The organism is Egibacter rhizosphaerae, from assembly GCF_004322855.1.
Classification (GTDB): Bacteria; Actinomycetota; Nitriliruptoria; order Euzebyales; family Egibacteraceae; genus Egibacter; species Egibacter rhizosphaerae.
In genome coordinates, this window is the sequence record NZ_CP036402.1 from 2,121,934 (window position 1) to 2,139,923 (window position 17,990).

Below are 17,990 nucleotides of genomic sequence, written 5' to 3' on the forward strand. Positions count from 1 at the left end.
GCAGGTCAGTCTCCTGGCTTCCGAATCGTTGCTCCCCCGGCCTTCCCACGGCGGCGGCCGCAGTGGCGTGTCGGGTTCGCTCCTCGGTCACAGTGGCGGGACCGCGCCGGACTCGCACCGGCTTCCTGGTACCTGTCGCCCGCCCGGCCTCCGTCGAAGGCCGGGACCGAGCCGCCGCGCGCCGCGGCGGCTCGACAGTGCACGCGAAGCTAACGCACGTGCGAGGATCCGCAAGTCCGCGCCGCCCCGCGGGGCCGGCGCGGTCCTCTGACCGGCCCTGTTCGGCGACGAGCCCCGCACCGGAGCGCTGCTCGATGCCGTGAGCGGCTGGGTGCGCACCCACATCGCCTACGACCGCGAGGACTCGTCCCCCGAGGCGGCGGCCGACACGGTGCTGCTGCGGCGTACCGGGGTGTGCCGCGACCACGCGCACCTGGCCACGAGCCTGCTCCGCGGACTCGGCGTGCCCGCCCGCGTGGTGGGGGTCTACGCGCCCCGCCTCGACCCCCCGGACTTCCACGCGGTCGTGGAGGCCCACGACGGGCTCGGGTGGCGGCAGCTCGACCCGACCGGCCTCGCTCCGGTGGACACGGTCGTGCGCGTCGCCACGGGGCGCGACGGCGGGGACATCGCCTGGGCGACCGCGGCCGGCGACCTCACCCTCGACCGCCTGCGCGTGGCCGTCGACCTCCTGCCATGAGACGCTGGCAGCGATCGGACCACGATCGTCGCCGACCGTCGAGGGGGCGGGATGCGCACCGAGCCGTACGGGGCCTGGGAGTCACCGATCTCGCCCGAACTCGTGGTGCAGGGAGCGCGCCGCCTCGGTGAGCTGCGTGTCGACGGGGCCGGCCTCTGGTGGCTCGAGCAGCGGCCCGACGAAGGCGGCCGCACCGCGATCGTGCGCCGCGACCCGGACGGCACGGTGGCCGATGTCACTCCTGAGGAGGCGAACGTTCGCACCCGGGTGCACGAGTACGGCGGCGGCGCCTACGCGGTCGACGACGGCACGTGCTGGTACACCGAGTTCGAGGATCAGCGCATCCACCGCCTCGACCCGGGAGGGGCGCCGCGACCGATCACCCCCGAGCCGAGCGAGCCCGCCGCGCTGCGCTACGCCGACCTCACCCCGACCGCGGACCGTCGACACCTGCTGTGCGTGCGCGAACGCCACCACGGCCCGGCCGCGACCGACGTCGTCAACGAGCTCGTCGCGGTCCCCGCCGACGGGCAGGGCGCGCCGACGCGCCTGGCCGGCGGGCACGACTTCGTCGCCGCCCCGCGGCCCAGCCCCGACGGGCGGCATCTGGCCTGGGTGGGATGGGACCACCCCAGCATGCCCTGGGACGAGACGACGCTGTGGGTCGCACGGCTCGAGGGGACCGCCGTGTCCCGGCCCGCGGCCGTCGCCGGCGGCCACGGCAGTGGTGAGAGCGTGATCCTGCCCACGTGGGCGCCCGACGGCGCGCTGCACTTCATGAGCGATCGGTCCGGCTGGTGGAACCTCCACCGGGTCGAGGATCCGGACGCCGCCGCGGACCGGCAGCCGCAGAACCTCGCGCCGGTCGCCGACGACCTCGCCCTGCCGCCGTGGCAGTTCGGCCAGACCCCGGCGGCCTTCCTCGACGACGGCCGGATCGCCGTGGTGCGGATCGAGGACGCCGTGGAGCGGCCGGCCCTCCTCGATCCCGCCGCGGGGACCGTCACGCCGCTGCCGGTCGCACACACCGTCTGCCGCAGCCTTGCCACCGACGGGCGGCGGCTCTGGTACGTGGGCGCGTCCCCCCGGCTCTTCGAGGAGATCGTGGAGGTGGACGTCGCCGCCTCGACGTGTGAGCCACGCAGCGTCCATCGCTCCCGCGACCTGCCGGTCGATCCGGACTGGCTGCCCGAGCCCGAATCGGTGTGGCTGCCGACCGGGGACGGAGAGCGGACCCAGGCCTTCGTCTACCCACCGACGAGCCCGACGCACCGGGGCCCGGAGGGAGAACGGCCCCCGGCGATCGTCACGAGCCACGGCGGCCCGACCGGCCACAGCCCGCCGTCGCTGTCGTTGTCGACGGCGTTCTGGACCAGCCGCGGCTTCGCCGTCGCGGACGTGAACTATCGCGGCAGCACGGGTTTCGGACGGGCCTACCGTGACGCGCTCAAGGGACGATGGGGCCTCGCCGACGTCGACGACTGCGCTTCCTCCGCACGGTTCCTCGCCGAACGCGGGGACGCCGACCCGACACGTCTGGCCATCCGCGGCGGCAGCGCGAGCGGCTACACGACGCTCTGCGCGCTGACGTTCACCGACACCTTCGCGGCCGGCGCGAGCCACTTCGGCGTCGCCGATCCCGCCCTGCTCGCCGAGGAGACCCACAAGTTCGAGTCCCGCTACCTCGACGGCCTGATCGCACCGTTCCCCGAGCGGCGCGACGTCTACGACGCGCGCTCACCGTTGCAGCACGCCGGGCAGGCGAGCTGTCCGATCATCCTGCTGCAGGGCCTCGAGGACCTCGTGGTGCCCCCGTCGCAGGCGGAGGCGATGGTCGCCGCCCTCGCCGAGCGCGGAATCCCGCACGCGTACGTCGCCTTCCCGGACGAGCAGCACGGCTTCCGCAAGGCCGAGAACCAGATCGCCGCGCTCGAGGCCGAGCTGTCGTTCTACCTACAGGTGTTCGGCCTCGAGCACCCGCCCGACCTTCCGCGCGTATCGTTGCGCGGGGCGTGAGCCTCGCCGTGGGTGGAGGGCTCTGGGCCGCCGGCGACGACACCTTCCACCAGTGGCTGTGGGGACGCGTCCACGCGTGAACTTCCGCGGGGGCGTGCGGTGAGCGCGCACACCCTCGAGGGCGGGACCGAGAAACCCGCCGGTGGCGCGGAAGCGAGCGAAATCTGCGGCCATTCAGCGCCGAAACCACGTTTGCGCACCACCTACGCTGGCGTAGGCTACGGACCCGTAAGCTACGCTTGCGTAGGTGCTCCAGAGCCCGGCGCCTACCCCACCCCGGAGCCGCTTCCGAGGAGGCACCGTGCGCACGACCATCCACCCTGCCCGCACACCCGTCGCCGAACGCGGCCCGCTGCCCGAGATCATCCAGGGCGGCATGGGCGTCGCGGTCAGCCACTGGCCGCTCGCCCAGGAGGTGGCCCGATCAGGGGGCGTGGGCGTCGTCTCGGGCACCGCGATCGGCGTCGTCGTCGCCCGCCGACTGCAGGACGGCGATCCGGGCGGACACATGCGCCGCGCCCTCGAGGCGTTCCCGATCCCCGGGGTCGGCGAGCGCATCATCGACCGCTACTTCGTCGAGGGCGGCCGCCCCGCCGGCAAGCCCTACAAGGCGGTGCCCGCCTGGAACCTCACGCCGAAGCGGCCGCTGGTCGAGTTGACCGTCGCCGCGAGCTTCGCGGAGGTCTTCCTCGCCGCCGAGGGGCACGACGGGCCCGTCGGGGTGAACCTGCTGCACAAGGTGAAGCTCCCGAATCCGGCCACGCTGTACGGGGCGGTGCTGGCCGGCGTCGACGTGGCCGTGATGGGTGCGGGTATCCCCCGCGACATCCCCGCGATGCTCGACCGGCTGGCGACCCACGACGTGGTCGAGATGGCGGTCGAGGTCGCGGGCGAGAAGAACCCCGAGGACGGCTACCTGCGCTTCGACCCGCGGGAGCTGTGGACCGACCCCAAGAGCGGGGAGGCCCACGAGCCGATCGAGGTCGGACGCCCCAACTTCCTGGCGATCGTCAGTTCCGCGACGCTCGCGGCGGCGCTCGCCCGCGATCCGGTCACCTGCCCGGACGGGTTCGTCGTCGAGGCCCACGTGGCCGGCGGCCACAACGCCCCGCCGCGAGGACGCCTGCAGCTCGACGACGAGGGACAGCCCGTCTACGGCGCCAAGGACGAGGTCGACTTCGACAAGGTGGCCGATCTGGGTCTGCCGTTCTGGCTCGCGGGCGGGCAGGGTCATCCCGGCGCGATCGCGGACGCCCGGTCGGTGGGCGCACGCGGCATCCAGGTCGGCACCGCCTTCGCCATGTGCCAGGAGTCGGGCATCAGCGAGCCGCTGCGCCAGAGCCTGTTGCAGCAGGCCCTTGCGGGTGAGGCGAAGGTCCGCACGGACGCCCACGCGTCCCCCACCGGCTTCCCGTTCAAGGTCGCCGAGATGGAGGGGACCATGGACGATGCGGAGGTCTACGCGCAGCGCGAGCGCATCTGCGACCTCGGCTTCCTCACCCACACCTACCGACGCGAGGACGGCAAACTCGGTCAACGCTGCCCGTCCGAGCCGGTCGAGGACTACGAGAAGAAGGGCGGCGACGTCGCCGAGACCGAGGGCCGCAAGTGCCTGTGCAACGGGCTGCTCGCCACCGCAGGGTTCGCCCAGATCCACAAGGGCGTCACCGAGGCGCCGATCGTGACCTCCGGGGACGACCTCGTGCACGTCGCTCGGTTCGTGCCCGACGGTGCGCAGGACTACTCGGCGCGGGACGTCCTGCACCGTCTCGGCGTGGAGGTCACGCAGCCGGCCTGATCGTCGCGGGTCGGCAGGCGTGGTCAGTCGAGCTCGCGCAGGCGGCCGCCCTCGAGCCTGACGACCCGGTCGGCGTGCCGCCGGGCGACGGCACGGTGGCTGACCGCGAGCACGGTGCTCGACCCGTCCTCGCGGAGGGCCTTCCACAGCGCCTGCTCGGTCTCGACGTCCACCGCGCTCGACAGGTCGTCGACGACCAGTAACCGGGGGCGATGCGCCAACGCCCGCGCCGTCGCGGCCCGCTGCACCTGTCCCCCCGACAGCCGAACACCGCGCGAACCGACCACCGTGTCGAGCCCGTCGGGCATCGCGGCGACCTCGGCGGCGATCTGGGCCCGCTCCGCTGCCGCGTGGAGTTCCTCGTCGTCGAGGTCGCGCCCCAGCCGCAGGTTGTCGCGCAGCGGCTCGGTGAACAGCCGGGGCACCTGCGCGACGTAGGCGGCGTTCGGGGGCACCATGTGCGCGGCGAGGTCGGCGATCGGCTCGCCGTCCCAGCGCACCTCGCCCTCCGTGGGCAGCAGGCCGAGCAGGGCGCGCAGGAACGTGGTCTTGCCGGCCCCGACCGGACCCGTGACCACCGTCACCGTGCCGGCCGGCAGGTCGAGGTCGACCCCCGCGATGCCCGGGGTGCCGTCCCGGTGCAGGGCCGCGAGACCGCGCACCTCGACCGCGACCGGTCCGGCAGGCGCACCCGGGGGGTCGTTGCGGATCGGGGTCTCTCCCGGCTGGTCGATCACCCGGGTGAGCGCCTCGACGCGCTCGTCGCGGGGTGCGACCGCCCGGTGGGGATCGTCACCGGGCAACAGCCGAGCCAGCCGGTTGGCGGCCACCTGCAGGTGGCGACCGCGGCTGACCAGCAGCCCGGCGAACAGTGGCAGCGCCACCAGCGTCGTCGCGTACGACGCGACCAGGGTGAGGTCCCCGACGGACAAGACCTCGTCGCGCAGGCCACCGGCCGCCACGAGCAGCACGAGGCCGATCGTGACGGGCACCGAGGCGGTGTTCGCGCCGCGGAGCGCGTCCTCGAGCAGCCGGTCGCGCAGCGCGGTCGTGCGCCGGCGCGCGTTGCGGACGGCCAGGCGGTCGACCACCGCCCGCTCCGCGCCCGCGGTCTTGATCGTCAGCACCGAGGCGAAGGCGTCGCCGAGGAACCCGGTCACGCCCTCCGTCGCCTCGCGGTCGGCGCGGCGCCACCGGCGCAGCCACGTCGCGAGTGCGTTGTTCAACGCGAACGACACGGCGACCGGCACGAGCACCACGGCGGCGACGAGCGGATCGATGCCCGCCATGATCGCCAGCGCCGCGACCGCGAAGACCACGACCCCGGCGGCGTCCATCCACGTGTCGACGAAGATCGTGGCGTCGTCGACGTCGTCGCGGAACACGGTCACCGCCGCCGCCGGATCCTCGACGGGCCTCGCGCGTCGGTCCGGCTCGCGGGCGAGTTGGCCGTCCAGAAGGTTGGCCCGCATCTGGGTCTGGCTGATCACCCACCACCGGATCCACGTGCGTAGCGCTCCACCGAACACGACGATTCGCGTGGCCTCCGCCGCCAGCACGAGCCCGCCGATCCCCACCAACGATCGCAACGGCGCGCCAGCAGCGATGGTGTCCACGAGCCACCGCAGTCCCAACCCGAACGCGAGCGGCAGGACCCAGAAGCCGACCCAGAGCGCGAGTGCTCCCCAGAAGAGCCCGGGACGGAAGCGAGCGATCGCCGCGCCGATGCGCAGGACGTCGCGGACCGTCGCGTCACCGTCGGCGGCGGCCCGGCCGCTCGGGGCGCTCATGCGGACCCCCAAGGGTCGTCGTGGTCGATCGGGAAGACCGGCTCCTCGTCGGCGGCCTCGGTGGCGAGCAGGCGCGCCAGGTGCGATCCCGAGTCGGCGGCCAGCTCGCGGGTCGGGCCGTGCTCGACGACCCGACCGGCGGCCATGACCGCGGTGGCATCGCAGGCACGGATCGTCGACAGCCGGTGGGCGATGACGACGCTCGTGCGCCCGGCGAGCAGCCGCGCGGTGGCCGCGTCGATGCGGGCCTGAGTGGCCGGGTCGACCCGGCTCGAGGCCTCGTCGAGCACGACGACGCCGGGGTCGCGCAGGAACACCCGGGCCAGGCCGAGCAACTGCGCCTGGCCCGCGGACGTGCCCGAGCCGCCCGCACCGAGCTCGGTGTCGAGGCCGCCGGGTAGCGCCTCCAGCCACGCGCCGAGCCCGAGCTCCCCGAGCAGGGCCCGCAACGTCGCGTCGGGCGCCGGGGTCGCGCCGAACAAGGTGAGGTTGTCGCGCAGGGTGCCGCGCAGCAACTGCACGTCCTGCGTCACGATCGCGAGCCGCGCACGGCGGCTGTCGTCGGCCACGTCCCGCAGGTCGAGGCCTCCGACGCGCACCGCTCCCTTCGTCGGATCCATGAGGCGGAGGGCCAGCCGCGCGAGGGTCGTCTTGCCGCACCCGGTCCGCCCGACGAGGCCCAGCGTGGTGCCGGCAGGCACCGACAGGTCGACCTCCTCGAGCACGGGCACGCCGTCGTCGGGGTAGGCGAAGCCGACACCGTCGCACACGACGGACAGCGGGCCGGGCGGCAGCCGCGCATCGCCTCCGGGCTCGAGGCTCGGCTCGGTGTCGAGCAGTCCGGCGATGCGGGCCGCACCGGCGGCGGCGCGCTGGACCTCCTGCAACTGCTCGGAGACCTCCTCGAGCGGCCGGCGCAGCACGTCGACGTACTGCCACAGCAGCACCACGGTCCCGAGCGTTACCGCGCCGGTGAGGTGCAGCCAGCCGCCCGCGAGCAGCATGCCGACCGCGGCCAACGCCGACAGCGCGGTGAGGGTGCCCCACAGGTCAGCCTGCCGCGCGAACGCCCAGCGAGACGACGTCAGCAGCTCGGCGCTCGCCTGGTGCAGCCGCGCGAGCGCGTGGGGAGCGGCGCCCAGCGCACGCAGGTCCTCGGCTCCGGCAAGGCGCTCCTCGACCGTGCCGTGCACGCGCGCCTCCGCGCGACTCTGCGCGGTGGAGGCCGGCACGGCGTGGTCGCGCAGCCGCACCACGAGGAGCGCCCCGACCGCGACGAACGCGCCCAGCCCGGCGGCGACCCGCCAGTCCTCGCGCGCGACGAGAACCATCGCGCCGCCGAGCATCAGTGCCGCCACTGCGACGCGCACGACGAAGTCGGTTATGAACCGCGCGATCTCGGTCGCGTCGCCGTCGACGCGCTGGATCAGGGCGCCCGGCCGGGTGTCGCGGTGGTAGGCGAGGTCGAGCCGCAGGGCGTGCAGGGCGGCACGCTCACGCAGCGCGTTGGTCGCGTCCCACGCGACCCGGTTGGCGGCGTAGGTGACCCCGACGGTGGCGAGCTGCGCGCCGACCCCCACGGCGAGGTAGGCGCCGGCGATGCCGAGCAGCACCCCCAGCGCCGCCCCTTCGAGGGCCGAGTCGATGAAGGCTCGCAGCAGCTGCGGTCCCGCGAGCGGCAACGCGCTCGCCACCGCGAGGACGAGAGCGAGGACCGCCACCCGGCCCCGGTGAGGCCGCACGAGGTCGGCGAGCAGGCGCCAGTGGGCGGCGGGGGTCGTGACCCGACGGGACGGGCGCAGCGATCGGTGCAGGAGCGACATCACGGAGCCTCTGAGCGCACGTGGGCGGATGCGAAGGGGCGAGGACCGGCGAGGGGTCGTCCGGTGCCGGCCCGGCGGGCGCGCGGTGGTGGCGCTAGCGCGGTCGCCGTTCGGACACGAGTCGCCCGTGGCCCTCGGCAGCGATGCCGATCCACATCGTTGGCGCCCCCTGCGTCCGTGCCGTGGCACTCCGTCGCGACGTCGCTCGACGTCGCACGTGAGCGTACGCGGTCCGTGCTGCGGGGGTCAACGGCCACCCCGCCAGGGTCACACCGGTCGGGCTCTCCGCGCGTCGGACGACCCGTTCGGGACCCTCGGTCCGTCGCAGGGACGTTGGTCCCGCCAGCGAGTGACCTTCGACATAACGATTAGTTAGGCAGTAAGGGATACTCCTCCGGCGAAGGACCACGCCGAGGAGGATCCCATGAACTGGACGCGACCAGGCCTGCTGCTGGCCGCCCTGGCTGCGATCGTGCTACTGGCGGCAGCCTGTGCAACCACCGAGGACTCCGGCGTCGCGGAGGGCGGCCCCGAGGACCTGGACCTGCCCGACACCGCGAACAACGAGGGCGGCGCCGACGAAGGCGCCGACGAGCCCGCGGACCCCGAGCTCGCCGCCAATGAGGGCGACGAAGCGGACGAGGACGGCGGGGACTACGTCGAGCTCGACCCGAACGCCGCGCCGGGTCACGACTTCGAAGCACGCGACCCCCGCCTCGACCCCGCCCCGGAGGGCGACCACCACGAGATGGAGATCCGCGCGACCGAGATGGAGCAGGAGGTCGCACCGGGCGTCACCCAACGCGTCTGGGGCTACAACGACCAGGTTCCCGGCCCCGTGATCCGCGGGTCGGTCGGCGACACGTTCGAGATCACGTTCATCAACGACGGCGAGATGGGTCACTCGATCGACTTCCACGCCTCGAAGGTCGCCCCGAACGAGGAGATGCGCACCATTCAACCCGGCGAGGAGCTCACCTACGAGTTCGAGGCGCAGCACGCCGGCATCTTCATGTACCACTGCGGCACGGAGCCGGTGCTGCAGCACACCGCCCAGGGCCAGCACGGCGCGGTCATCGTCGACCCGCCCGACCTCGAGCCCGTCGACCACGAGTTCTGGCTCGTCCAGCACGAGTACTACTTCGGGGAGCAGGGCGGGATCCAGGACTACGACAAGATGGTCGACCGCGACTGGGACGCCGTCGTGTTCAACGGCTACCCCGCCCAGTACGCCCACGAACCGATCGACGACGTCGAGCCGGGCGAGCGCGTCCGCGTGTGGCTGCAGAACAACGGACCCAGCGCGTCGAGCTCGTTCCACGTGATCGGCACGATCTTCGACACGGTCTTCAAGGAGGGCTCCTACCAGCTCCGGCCGGACGAGGAGACCGAGGGTGGCGCCCAGGTGCTCGGCCTGCAGGCCAGCCAGGGGGGCTTCGCCGAGTTCACCTTCGACACCGACGGCGTCTACCCGTTTGTTGACCACGAGTTCGCGGACATGGCCCAGGGCGCGGTCGGCGTCTTCGAGGTCGGTGACGTGGACGCCGACGAGGACGGCCACTAACACCGGGACCCCACCGAACCGGGCCGCGCGGGGTGGTCGCACCACCCCGCGCACTCGCACCCGGCGTCGTGCCATCCACCCACGACCACACACACACGACCACCCGACACAGCCGAAAGGACGACACCGATGACCCGCACGCTGTTGCTGAGCCTGCTCGCCGGGCTGCTGGCCCTGGGGCTGGCCGCCTGCGAGACCGACGACGAGCCCGAGGAGACCGCCGCCGCAGGGGAGCAGGAGCTGGACGAACCCGACGAGGCCGATGACGGCGGTGACGAAGCCGAGGCGGACGCCGACGGAGCGGTCGTCGAGATTGAGCTCGAGTTGGGCGACATGTTCTTCGAACCCTCCGAGATCGTGGTCCCGGCTGGCGCGACGGTCGAGTTCACGCTCGCCAACGAGGGCGGCGCCGAGCACGACCTCGTGTTCGACGGCGAAGGCGAGAGCGACATGGTCAACCCCGGGGAGGCCGGGACGTTCCAGGCCGGCCCCTTCGAGGAGGACACCACAGGTTGGTGCGACGTGCCCGGCCACCGCGAGGCCGGCATGGAGCTCGACGTCGTCGTCACCGACTGACGCTCCCGCCTGCTCCCGCGCCCGAGCAGCCCTCCCGGCGCCGGCCCCTCCGAGTGGCACGGTCGGGAGGGCTCTCGTGGTCGGCTCCCCCGCGGCGGCCCCGCCCGTGTGGTAGTTGTGCGGGCGGATCCGCGACGTCACCGGCGGGAGCAGCCCCATGACCGACCACAGCCTCGGCACCGGCGCGCAGCCCGGTGAGCCGGAGGTGCTGCGCCGTCTGGCCGACGAGCTGGGGGAGCTGCCACTCGAGCTGACCGAGGCGCTCGGATCCGGATGGCGTACCGAGCGCGACCGGCTCCAGCGGCTCCTGCGCGGCCTCGTGGATCGAGCGGCGGAGCCGCGGGCGCCCCTGCTCGTCGTCGTCGCGGGCGGCAGTGGCGCGGGGAAGACGACGACGGTGAACACGCTGGCCGGTTCGGCGGTCGCCGCTGAGGGGGTCCGCCGGCCGACCACGCGCACCCCCGTCCTGGTCTGCCACCCCGACGACCGCGGCTGGTTCGACGCCGAGCGGATCCTGCCCGAGCTCGCCCGGGCTCCGGAAACGGACGACGCCAGCGGACGTGGTCGGCGGCTGATCGTCGCCGAGCGGGACGCGCTGCCGGTGGGTGTCGCGCTGCTCGACACCCCCGACGTCGACAGCGTCGAGGGCGCCAACCGGCTCCTGGCCGAGGACGCCCTCGACGCGGGCGACGCGTGGCTGTGGCTCTCGACCCCCCGCACGTACGCGGACGCGGTCGGGGTGGGCTATCTGCGCCGGGCGTCCGAACGTCACGCCCTGATCGCGCTGGTGCTCACCCAGGTCCGCCCGCACGAGCGTGAGGTCGTCGTCGACGACGCGACCCGCGTGCTCACCGAGCACGCGGCCGCCCCCGACGCCCGGTTCGTCGTTCCCTTCGCGACCGTGACCGAGGGGGCGATCCCCGACGTCGCGGTCGCCGAGATCACGAACTGGCTGCGTTCCCTCGCGACCCCCGAGCAGCGCGTCGAGGTCCGGGAGCGGGCGATCGCCGGGGCACGGCGCGCCCTTCCCGGCGAACTCGGACCGCTGCTCGAGGCCGTCGAGGCCGAGCAGGCGGCGGCGGAGCGCCTACGCGCGGCCGCCGAGCGGCCGTTCAGCGAGGTCCCCGGCGTCGTCGACGCAGAGCTCGACGCCGGGATCCCGCTGCGCGCCGACGTCCTGAACCGCTGGCGCGCGTTGGTGGGAGCCAACGAGACGCTCGTGCGCGTGCAGACCACCGCCCAGCGCATGGGGGAGTTCGTGCGTGGCGCCATGGGCCGGCCTCCCGCCGACGAGGCGCGACGCGTGCAGGCCGAGGTCGCCGACACCCTCGCCGAAGTGCTCCGCCGCCGGCTGCACGAGGCCCACCGCACCGCGCGCACCGCTTGGGCCGGGGACGCGACCGGCCGCCACGTGCTCGATCGCGCCCCCGAGCTCGAGACGGTCTCGACCGACCTCGACCGCCGAGGCCGCGCCGAGATCGATGCCTGGGAGCGGCACGTCGCCGAGTTGGTCGCCACGATCGGCGCCGAGCGCAAAGCGCGTGCCCGGCGGTGGTCGACCGGGCTGAACGCCGTCGCGACCTCGGCGATCCTCGTGCTCTTCGCGACCAGCGGTGGCCTCACCGGCGGTGAGGTCGGGATCGCCGCCGCTGCCAGCGCCGCGAGCCAGGCGTTGCTCGTGAAGCTCTTCGGCGAGCAGAACCTCAACCGGCTGCTCGAGGAGGCGCGCACCGACCTGCGCGGCCGCGTGGGTCGCCTGGCCGACGTCGAGCGACACCGATTCGATGACGCGCTCGCGGCCGTCGAGCCACCGGACGAGGCCGTCGCAGCCCTCCGCGCTGCGGTGGGGGCGGACCGTTGACCGGGAACCTCACGTCCCACCCACCGGGTGCCGACGAGCTCCGTCACGGGCTCGGAGTCGTCGCCGCGGACGGCCCCGGTCGGCTGGACGAGGCGGTCGTCGCGCGTGCCGCCGAGCTCCGCGCGCGTCTGGACGAGCGTCTCGCCCGAGGAGCCGGTGGGACGGTCGCCGCGCTGGCGGGGGGCACCGGCGTGGGCAAGTCGGCGCTCGCCAACGCCCTCGCCGGCGCCACGGTGGTCGAGGAGGGCGTGCGACGGCCGACGACCGACGTCCCCACCGCCCTGTTCGCGGACCCGGACGCGGCCGTGGACGAACTGCTCGACTGGCTCGGCATCCCCGTGCGCCGCGCTCTCGACAGGAGCGAGGCCCCGCGCCAGCACCCGGTCGCCTGGCCGCCCGGCCTCGTGCTGATCGACCTTCCCGACCACGACTCGGTCGTGCGCCACCACCACGAGACGGCCACACGACTCGTCGAGCGCGTGGACGCGCTCGTGTGGGTCGTCGACCCGCTGAAGTACGCCCGCGCCGACCTGCACGACGAGCTGCTGCGGGATCTCTCGGCCCACGCGCGGGTCGTGCTCTGCGCCCTGAACCGCAGCGATGAGCTCGACGACGAGGCGCTGCGCACATGCCGCGACGACCTCGCCGACCTGCTGGAGGGGGCGGGGCTCGGGGAGGCCACGCTGGTCGCCACGTCCGCGCACACCGGCCGGGGGGTCGACGCGTTGCGCGACCGACTCGACGAGCTGGCGCGCAGCCGGAGCGCGGCGCTCACGCGCATCGCCGCCGACGCCGCCGCTCTGGCGGGACCGCTGCGGTCCGCCTTGCCGCCGACACCGGACGTGCCGCGTCAGCGGGACGCGTTGCTGCCCGCGGCCATGGACGCGCTCGACGGGCATCGCGCGGTCCAGGAGGCCGGGGTCGCCTACGACCGCGAGGCCCGCGACGCCGCACGCTCGCCCATGGCGTACCTCGGGCGGCTGCCGGTGCAGATCGTGCGCAGCGTGACCGAGGGCGTCGTCGGCGGCCACCGTGCCGAGTCGACCACGCGCGACGCCGCCGCGAGCCGCCTCACCAGCGCCCTGAACCAGGAGATGCCACGGACCACGCCCGCCCTCGACGCCACCGTGGACACCGCGGTGCACGACGCGGTGCCGCGCCTGGCAGCAGCGGTTGATCGCGTCGAGCTGCGCCCGGCGCGGCGACGCTGGTGGGCGGCGGCGCGGGTGCTCGGCACTGCCGCGGAGCTCGCGCTGATCGCCGGTTTCGCCTGGCTCGCGGCGCTCGGGGTGGTGGCGTGGCTGCAGCTGCCCCCGCTGCCGAGCCCCACCGCCGTCGGCGAGATCCCGTGGCCGACCGCGTTGTTCCTGGGTGGCCTGCTCGGGCGGGTCGTGGTCGGCCTCCTCACCCGCCAGGCACGCCACGTGGGACGACGACGCCACGAGACCGCCGTTTCGCGCCGCCTGCGCACCCAGCTCGCCGACGAGCTGGACGACGCGCTCCTCGCCCCGTTGCACGCCGACGCACACGCCCACGAACGGCTGCGGACGGCCATCGATCGCCTCGCCCACCAATGAGTAGGCTGGCGCCCGCTCGGTCGCAGGAGATGCCGCATGCGCCCCACCCGGTCCCGGTCGCTCATCTACGACCTGTTCGGCGCGTACGTCCGCCCGGCCGGGGGATGGATCGCCGTCGCCGACCTCGTCCATCTGCTCGGTGAGCTGGGGGTCGACGAGCAGGCGGTACGGTCGGCCGTGTCGAGGATGAAGCGCAAGGGCTTGCTCGTCGGCTCACGCCGGGACGGCGTCGCAGGGTACGCCTTGAGCGACGAGGCCGAGCGCATGTTCGCGGAGGGCGACGTCGCCATCTTCACGACCACCGAGCCGGCCGACCTCGCCGACGGTTGGGTCATCGCGACGTTCTCCGTGCCAGAGGGCGAGCGGGATCGACGGCACAAGCTGCGGTCGGCGCTTACGTGGCTCGGCTTCGGCAACCTGTCGAGCGGCGTGTGGATCGCCCCGTGGCGCACGTTCGAGCCCGCGGCGCAGACGGTGCGCGGACTCGGCCTCGAGGGCCACGTCGACCTGTTCCACGCCCATCACGAGGCGTTCCGCGAGCCGCCGGACCTGATCGCCCGGTGCTGGGACCTGGACGGCCTCGCGGCCCGGTACGCCTCGTTCGTGGCGACCGCGCGGCCGGTGCTGGAACGCTGGGAACGCGACGGCGGCGACCACCGCCAAGCGTTCGTGGACTACACGCTCCTGCTGCACGAGTGGCGCCAGATGCCCTACCTCGACCCCGGCCTCCCCTCCGAGGTGTTGCCCGCGAACTGGCAGGGCGAGACGGCGGCGCGCCTGTTCGACACCCTGCTGGAGCGCCTCGAGAAGCCCGCCCGCCTGCACGTCGAGCGGGTCATCAACGCGGCGAGGTAGGCGGGACCCTCGACGCGACGTGACTCACGGCTCGGCCGGCGGCACGACCGCGACGCCCATCAGCTCGACGAGCGCGTCCTCGTCGAACAGGCGAGCCACCCCGAACAGCCCCATCGCCGGGTAGTGGCGCCCAAAATGGGCGCGCCAGACCCCCCCGAGGTCGCGCAGGCGCGCGCGATAGGCCTCGACGTCGGTGACGAACAGCTGCAGCGACACCAGGTGGTGGGGTTCGCCACCGGCCGCGGCGAGGGCGCGCAGGAGGTTGCCGGCCGCGCGGTCGAGCTGGGCGACGATGTCCTCGCCCTCGAGGCCCCCGTCCGGGTTGAGCGCGGTCTGCCCGGCCAGGTACACGGTGCGCCCGGCCGCCGGCACGACCGCGTGCGCGAACCCGGCGGCCGCAGCGTTGCCCGGCACGTCCGTGATGAGCCGGTGCGTGTGACCGGGGCGTCCGGCCCCGGGGGGCTCGGGGGCCCCGTGGGTCTCGGGAGGCTCGCCGTGGGCGGGGTCGCTGGTGCTCATCGTCCGCGCCATTCGGGGGATCGACCCTCCTGCCACGCTCGGGCGAACTCGGCGTGGTCCTCCGCGCCCATCAGCAGGGCCTGGGTCATGGCCTCGGTCTCGATCGCCGCGGACAACCCCATGTCGAGCTCGCGCGTGAGCAGGGACTTCGTGGCCGCGTGCGCCATCGCCGGGCCGTCGGCCAGCTGCCGGGCGAGCGCCCCGGCCTCGTCGGCGAGCAGCTCGTCGTCGACGAGTCGGGTGACCAGGCCGTAGCGCTCGGCGGTCTCCGCGTCGACGCGGTCACCGAGCATGAGCAGCTCGGTGGCGCGGCCGAGGCCGACGTGTCGGGGCAGCAGGTAGGCCGCGCCCATGTCGGCGCCGGCGAGGCCCACGCGCGTGAACAGGAACGCGAACCTCGCCGAGCGCGCGACGACCCGGAAGTCCGCCGCGAGCGCGAGGACGGCGCCGGCGCCGGCGGCCGTGCCGTTGACACCGGCGACGATCGGCAGCGGAACCTCGCGCATGCGCTGCACGACCGCGCCGGTCATGCGCGTGAATTCGAGCAGCTCCTTCGGCTCGGCGCCCTGCAGCTCGCCGATGATGTCCTCGACGTCGCCACCCGAGCAGAACCCCTTGCCGCGTCCGGTCAGCACGACCGCGCGGACGTCGTCGCGGTGCTCGAGCTCGGCGAAGAGGTCGCGCAGGTCGGCGTAGGCCTCGAAGGTCAACGCGTTCAGGCGATCGGGGCGGTCGAGCGTGATCGTGGCCACGCCGTCGTCGACCGCGAGGTCGAAGTGCTCCCATGCGCCGGTGAAGCCCGGCGAGGCACGGAACGGGCTCACGTCTGCAACTCACCTCCGTCCATCACGATGGTCTGGCCGTTCACCGCCGACGCGCGCGGTCCACACAGGTAGGCGACCGCGTCGGCGACCTCCTCGGGTTCGAGGAGTCGTCCGAGCGGCGAGGCCTCGAGGAGCGCGTCGAGAGCCTCCTCGCGCGAGCGGCCGGTCGCCTCGGTGATCGTGGTGATCGTGCGGTCGGTCATCTCCGAGCGCACGAACGATGGGCACACGGCGTTCGCGGTCGCACCCGTGCCCGCCAGCTCGGCCGCGGCGACGCGCATCAGCCCGACCGCAGCGTGCTTCGAGGCCGTGTAGGCCGCGGTGTAGCGGGCGCCGGCGAGGCCCGCGGTGGAGGCCACGATCACGATCCGGCCCTGCCCGCGCTCGCGCATCCCGTCGATCACCGCGCGGGTCATCAGGAACGCGCCGGTCGCGTTCACGTCGAGGCACGCTCGCCACTGGTCGAGGGACGTGCGCCCGAGCGGCGCGGAGCCGGCCACCCCGGCGTTGTTGACGAGGACCGCCACCGGCCCGGCCTCCGCCGCCAGATCGGCGACCTCCGCCTCGTCGGTGACGTCGCACTCCCTCACGGTGACTGCACCGCGGCGTCCCGACGCCGCGTCGGCTTCGGCCGCGGCCTCCTCCAGGGTCCCGCGGTCCCGGCCGGTCGCGACGACGTCGTAGTCCTCGGCGGCGAGGCGGGCCACGACCGCGCGGCCGATGCCCCGACCGCCGCCGGTCACCAGCGCGGTGCGCGCCTCGTCCGGCGTCATCCGAGGAGCTCGCGGGCGACGATGGTGCGCTGGATCTCGCTGGCGCCCTCGTAGATGCGGGGCGCGCGGACCTCGCGGTACAGGTGCCCGAGCAGGTGGCCCTCCTCGAGGCCGGCGGCGCCGTGGAACTGCAGCGCCCGGTCGACGACCCACTGGGCGGTCTCGGTCGCGTGCAGCTTCGCCATGGCCGCAGCCTGCGTGGCGCGGTGACCCGCGTCGAGCCGGGCGGCCGCATCGTAGACGAGCAGCCGGGCGGCCTGGGTGCGCGTGGCCATCTCCGCGAGGTCGTGCGCCACCGCCTGGTGCGCGGCCAGCGGTTTGCCGAACGTCTCGCGCTGCTGGGTGTAGGCGATCGCGGCGTCGAGCGCGGCCTGCGCCATGCCGACCGCGAACGCGCCGACGCTCGGGCGGAAGCGGTCGAGGGTGGCCATCGCGACGCGCAGCCCCGCGTCGACCTCTCCCAGCACGTCGTCCCGCGAGACGGGCACCGCGTCGAACGCGAGCCGTCCGACCGCGTGCGGGGCGATCAGGTCGAGCGGCTCCCCGGTGAGCCCGGGCGCGTCGCCGGCCACCACGAACGCGGTCACCCCACGGCCGCCCCGGCCGTCGGATGCGGGGCTCGTGCGCGCGAAGACGGTGTAGACGTCCGCGTCGGGCGCGTTCGAGATCCAGGCCTTCTCGCCCGACAACCGCCAGCCGTCACCGTCGGGCTCGGCCGCGAGCTCCAGCGCCGCCGGGTCGGATCCGGCCTGCGGCTCGGTCAGCGCGAACGACGCCACGGCCTCGCCGCGGGCCACCGCAGGGATCCACCGCTGCGCGAGCGCCCGGGAGCCCGCCTGCAGGATCGAGAACGCCCCGAGCCCCTGCAACGCGATCGCGGTCTCGGCGGCCGTGGACGCGCGGGCCGCGCCCTCGCGCAACACGCAGAGCTCGACCGCCGACGCGGCGGCCGGGCCTCGGCCACCGAACTCCTCGGGGAAGATCCGACCGATCATCCCCCTCGCGCCGAGTTCGGCCAGCAGCGCACGGTCGACCCGCCCGTCGTCGCGGGCGCCCTCGGCCGACGAGGCGACCGCGTCGCGCACCGCATCCACGCGTCCGTCGAGATCCAGGGGCAGCGTCATCCCGGCCACGTCGTCGGGGCGGTCGGCGTCGGCCATGGCAGCTCCTTTGCGGGCGGGCTCCCTCAGTGGGCGGACCACCGCGGGTCGCTCACGGGCTGGCCGCTCACGGACGCTCGGAGCGGGGTGAGGCATCTTACCGATGTGACGGCGGTTACGATGCCGACAGGTCACGGCCCGCGCGAGCATCGCG

General features: G+C 74.2%; 14 protein-coding genes and 1 riboswitch. Of the genes, 8 read left to right on the forward strand and 6 right to left on the reverse strand.

Going from position 1 to position 17,990, the window contains the following annotated elements; all coding sequences use genetic code 11:
• Positions 1-6: 6 nt before the first annotated feature.
• A riboswitch (cobalamin riboswitch) is annotated at positions 7-128 on the reverse strand.
• Positions 129-319: 191 nt separating this feature from the next.
• The 3 genes from ER308_RS09830 (at position 320) to ER308_RS09840 (ending at position 4,514) form a co-directional block, all read left to right on the forward strand.
• Positions 320-700: a transglutaminase-like domain-containing protein gene (locus ER308_RS09830; RefSeq protein ID WP_165491966.1), complete on the forward strand. Its 381-nt coding sequence runs from the start codon at positions 320-322 to the stop codon at positions 698-700.
• Positions 701-751: 51 nt separating this feature from the next.
• A complete protein-coding gene (locus tag ER308_RS09835; protein WP_131154824.1) occupies positions 752-2,716 on the forward strand; it encodes an alpha/beta hydrolase family protein in 1,965 nt (654 codons plus the stop codon).
• 301 nt (positions 2,717-3,017) lie between these two features.
• On the forward strand, positions 3,018-4,514 hold the full coding sequence (locus tag ER308_RS09840; protein WP_205745992.1) for a nitronate monooxygenase: 1,497 nt from the start codon (positions 3,018-3,020) through the stop codon (positions 4,512-4,514).
• Between the two features lie 23 nt (positions 4,515-4,537).
• Here the strand turns inward: ER308_RS09840 and ER308_RS09845 are convergent, their stop codons facing one another.
• Positions 4,538-6,304: an ATP-binding cassette domain-containing protein gene (locus tag ER308_RS09845; RefSeq protein WP_131154825.1), complete on the reverse strand. Its 1,767-nt coding sequence runs from the start codon at positions 6,302-6,304 to the stop codon at positions 4,538-4,540.
• Positions 6,301-8,127 (reverse strand): ABC transporter ATP-binding protein, encoded by a 1,827-nt coding sequence (locus ER308_RS09850; protein ID WP_131154826.1) that lies wholly within the window; start codon positions 8,125-8,127, stop codon positions 6,301-6,303. Before ER308_RS09850 ends, ER308_RS09845 begins: the two co-directional genes overlap by 4 nt.
• Before the next feature lie 424 nt (positions 8,128-8,551).
• Between ER308_RS09850 and ER308_RS09855 the strand changes: the two genes are divergently transcribed.
• From ER308_RS09855 to ER308_RS09875, 5 genes are all read left to right on the forward strand, one after another.
• Positions 8,552-9,691 carry a multicopper oxidase domain-containing protein gene (locus ER308_RS09855; RefSeq protein ID WP_131154827.1) on the forward strand — a complete coding sequence of 380 codons (1,140 nt, stop codon included), beginning with the start codon at positions 8,552-8,554 and terminating at the stop codon, positions 9,689-9,691.
• A 129-nt stretch (positions 9,692-9,820) separates the two neighbouring features.
• On the forward strand, positions 9,821-10,267 hold the full coding sequence (locus ER308_RS09860) for a cupredoxin domain-containing protein (RefSeq protein WP_131154828.1): 447 nt from the start codon (positions 9,821-9,823) through the stop codon (positions 10,265-10,267).
• A 157-nt stretch (positions 10,268-10,424) separates the two neighbouring features.
• A complete protein-coding gene (locus tag ER308_RS09865; protein WP_131154829.1) occupies positions 10,425-12,128 on the forward strand; it encodes a P-loop NTPase family protein in 1,704 nt (567 codons plus the stop codon).
• The gene (locus ER308_RS09870) at positions 12,125-13,705 is read left to right on the forward strand and encodes a GTPase (protein ID WP_131154830.1); all 1,581 of its coding nucleotides are present in this window, start codon (positions 12,125-12,127) and stop codon (positions 13,703-13,705) included. Before ER308_RS09865 ends, ER308_RS09870 begins: the two co-directional genes overlap by 4 nt.
• Before the next feature lie 36 nt (positions 13,706-13,741).
• Positions 13,742-14,560, forward strand: a complete 819-nt coding sequence (locus ER308_RS09875; RefSeq protein WP_131154831.1) for a PaaX family transcriptional regulator — start codon at positions 13,742-13,744, stop codon at positions 14,558-14,560.
• A 24-nt stretch (positions 14,561-14,584) separates the two neighbouring features.
• Here ER308_RS09875 and ER308_RS09880 read toward each other — a convergent pair whose 3' ends face one another.
• The 4 genes from ER308_RS09880 to ER308_RS09895 are packed head-to-tail and all read right to left on the reverse strand — an operon-like array spanning position 14,585 to position 17,836.
• The gene (locus ER308_RS09880) at positions 14,585-15,079 is read right to left on the reverse strand and encodes a RidA family protein (RefSeq protein WP_131154832.1); all 495 of its coding nucleotides are present in this window, start codon (positions 15,077-15,079) and stop codon (positions 14,585-14,587) included.
• A complete protein-coding gene (locus ER308_RS09885) occupies positions 15,076-15,903 on the reverse strand; it encodes an enoyl-CoA hydratase family protein (RefSeq protein WP_131154833.1) in 828 nt (275 codons plus the stop codon). Before ER308_RS09885 ends, ER308_RS09880 begins: the two co-directional genes overlap by 4 nt.
• Positions 15,900-16,676, reverse strand: coding sequence for an SDR family NAD(P)-dependent oxidoreductase (locus ER308_RS09890; RefSeq protein WP_131154834.1), 777 nt, complete (start codon positions 16,674-16,676; stop codon positions 15,900-15,902). The genes ER308_RS09885 and ER308_RS09890 overlap by 4 nt, the downstream gene beginning before the upstream one ends.
• Positions 16,673-17,836, reverse strand: coding sequence for an acyl-CoA dehydrogenase family protein (locus tag ER308_RS09895; RefSeq protein WP_205745993.1), 1,164 nt, complete (start codon positions 17,834-17,836; stop codon positions 16,673-16,675). The genes ER308_RS09890 and ER308_RS09895 overlap by 4 nt, the downstream gene beginning before the upstream one ends.
• Positions 17,837-17,990 lie beyond the last annotated feature (154 nt).

Coding starts and splice junctions, on each gene's coding strand:
- ER308_RS09850 (WP_131154826.1), bottom strand. CDS start 8,127: ATGTCGCTCCTGCACCGATCGCTGCGCCCGTCCCGTCGGGTCACGACC.
- ER308_RS09895 (WP_205745993.1), bottom strand. CDS start 17,836: ATGGCCGACGCCGACCGCCCCGACGACGTGGCCGGGATGACGCTGCCC.
- ER308_RS09890 (WP_131154834.1), bottom strand. CDS start 16,676: ATGACGCCGGACGAGGCGCGCACCGCGCTGGTGACCGGCGGCGGTCGG.
- ER308_RS09855 (WP_131154827.1), top strand. CDS start 8,552: ATGAACTGGACGCGACCAGGCCTGCTGCTGGCCGCCCTGGCTGCGATC.
- ER308_RS09880 (WP_131154832.1), bottom strand. CDS start 15,079: ATGAGCACCAGCGACCCCGCCCACGGCGAGCCTCCCGAGACCCACGGG.
- ER308_RS09865 (WP_131154829.1), top strand. CDS start 10,425: ATGACCGACCACAGCCTCGGCACCGGCGCGCAGCCCGGTGAGCCGGAG.
- ER308_RS09860 (WP_131154828.1), top strand. CDS start 9,821: ATGACCCGCACGCTGTTGCTGAGCCTGCTCGCCGGGCTGCTGGCCCTG.
- ER308_RS09835 (WP_131154824.1), top strand. CDS start 752: ATGCGCACCGAGCCGTACGGGGCCTGGGAGTCACCGATCTCGCCCGAA.
- ER308_RS09845 (WP_131154825.1), bottom strand. CDS start 6,304: ATGAGCGCCCCGAGCGGCCGGGCCGCCGCCGACGGTGACGCGACGGTC.
- ER308_RS09875 (WP_131154831.1), top strand. CDS start 13,742: ATGCGCCCCACCCGGTCCCGGTCGCTCATCTACGACCTGTTCGGCGCG.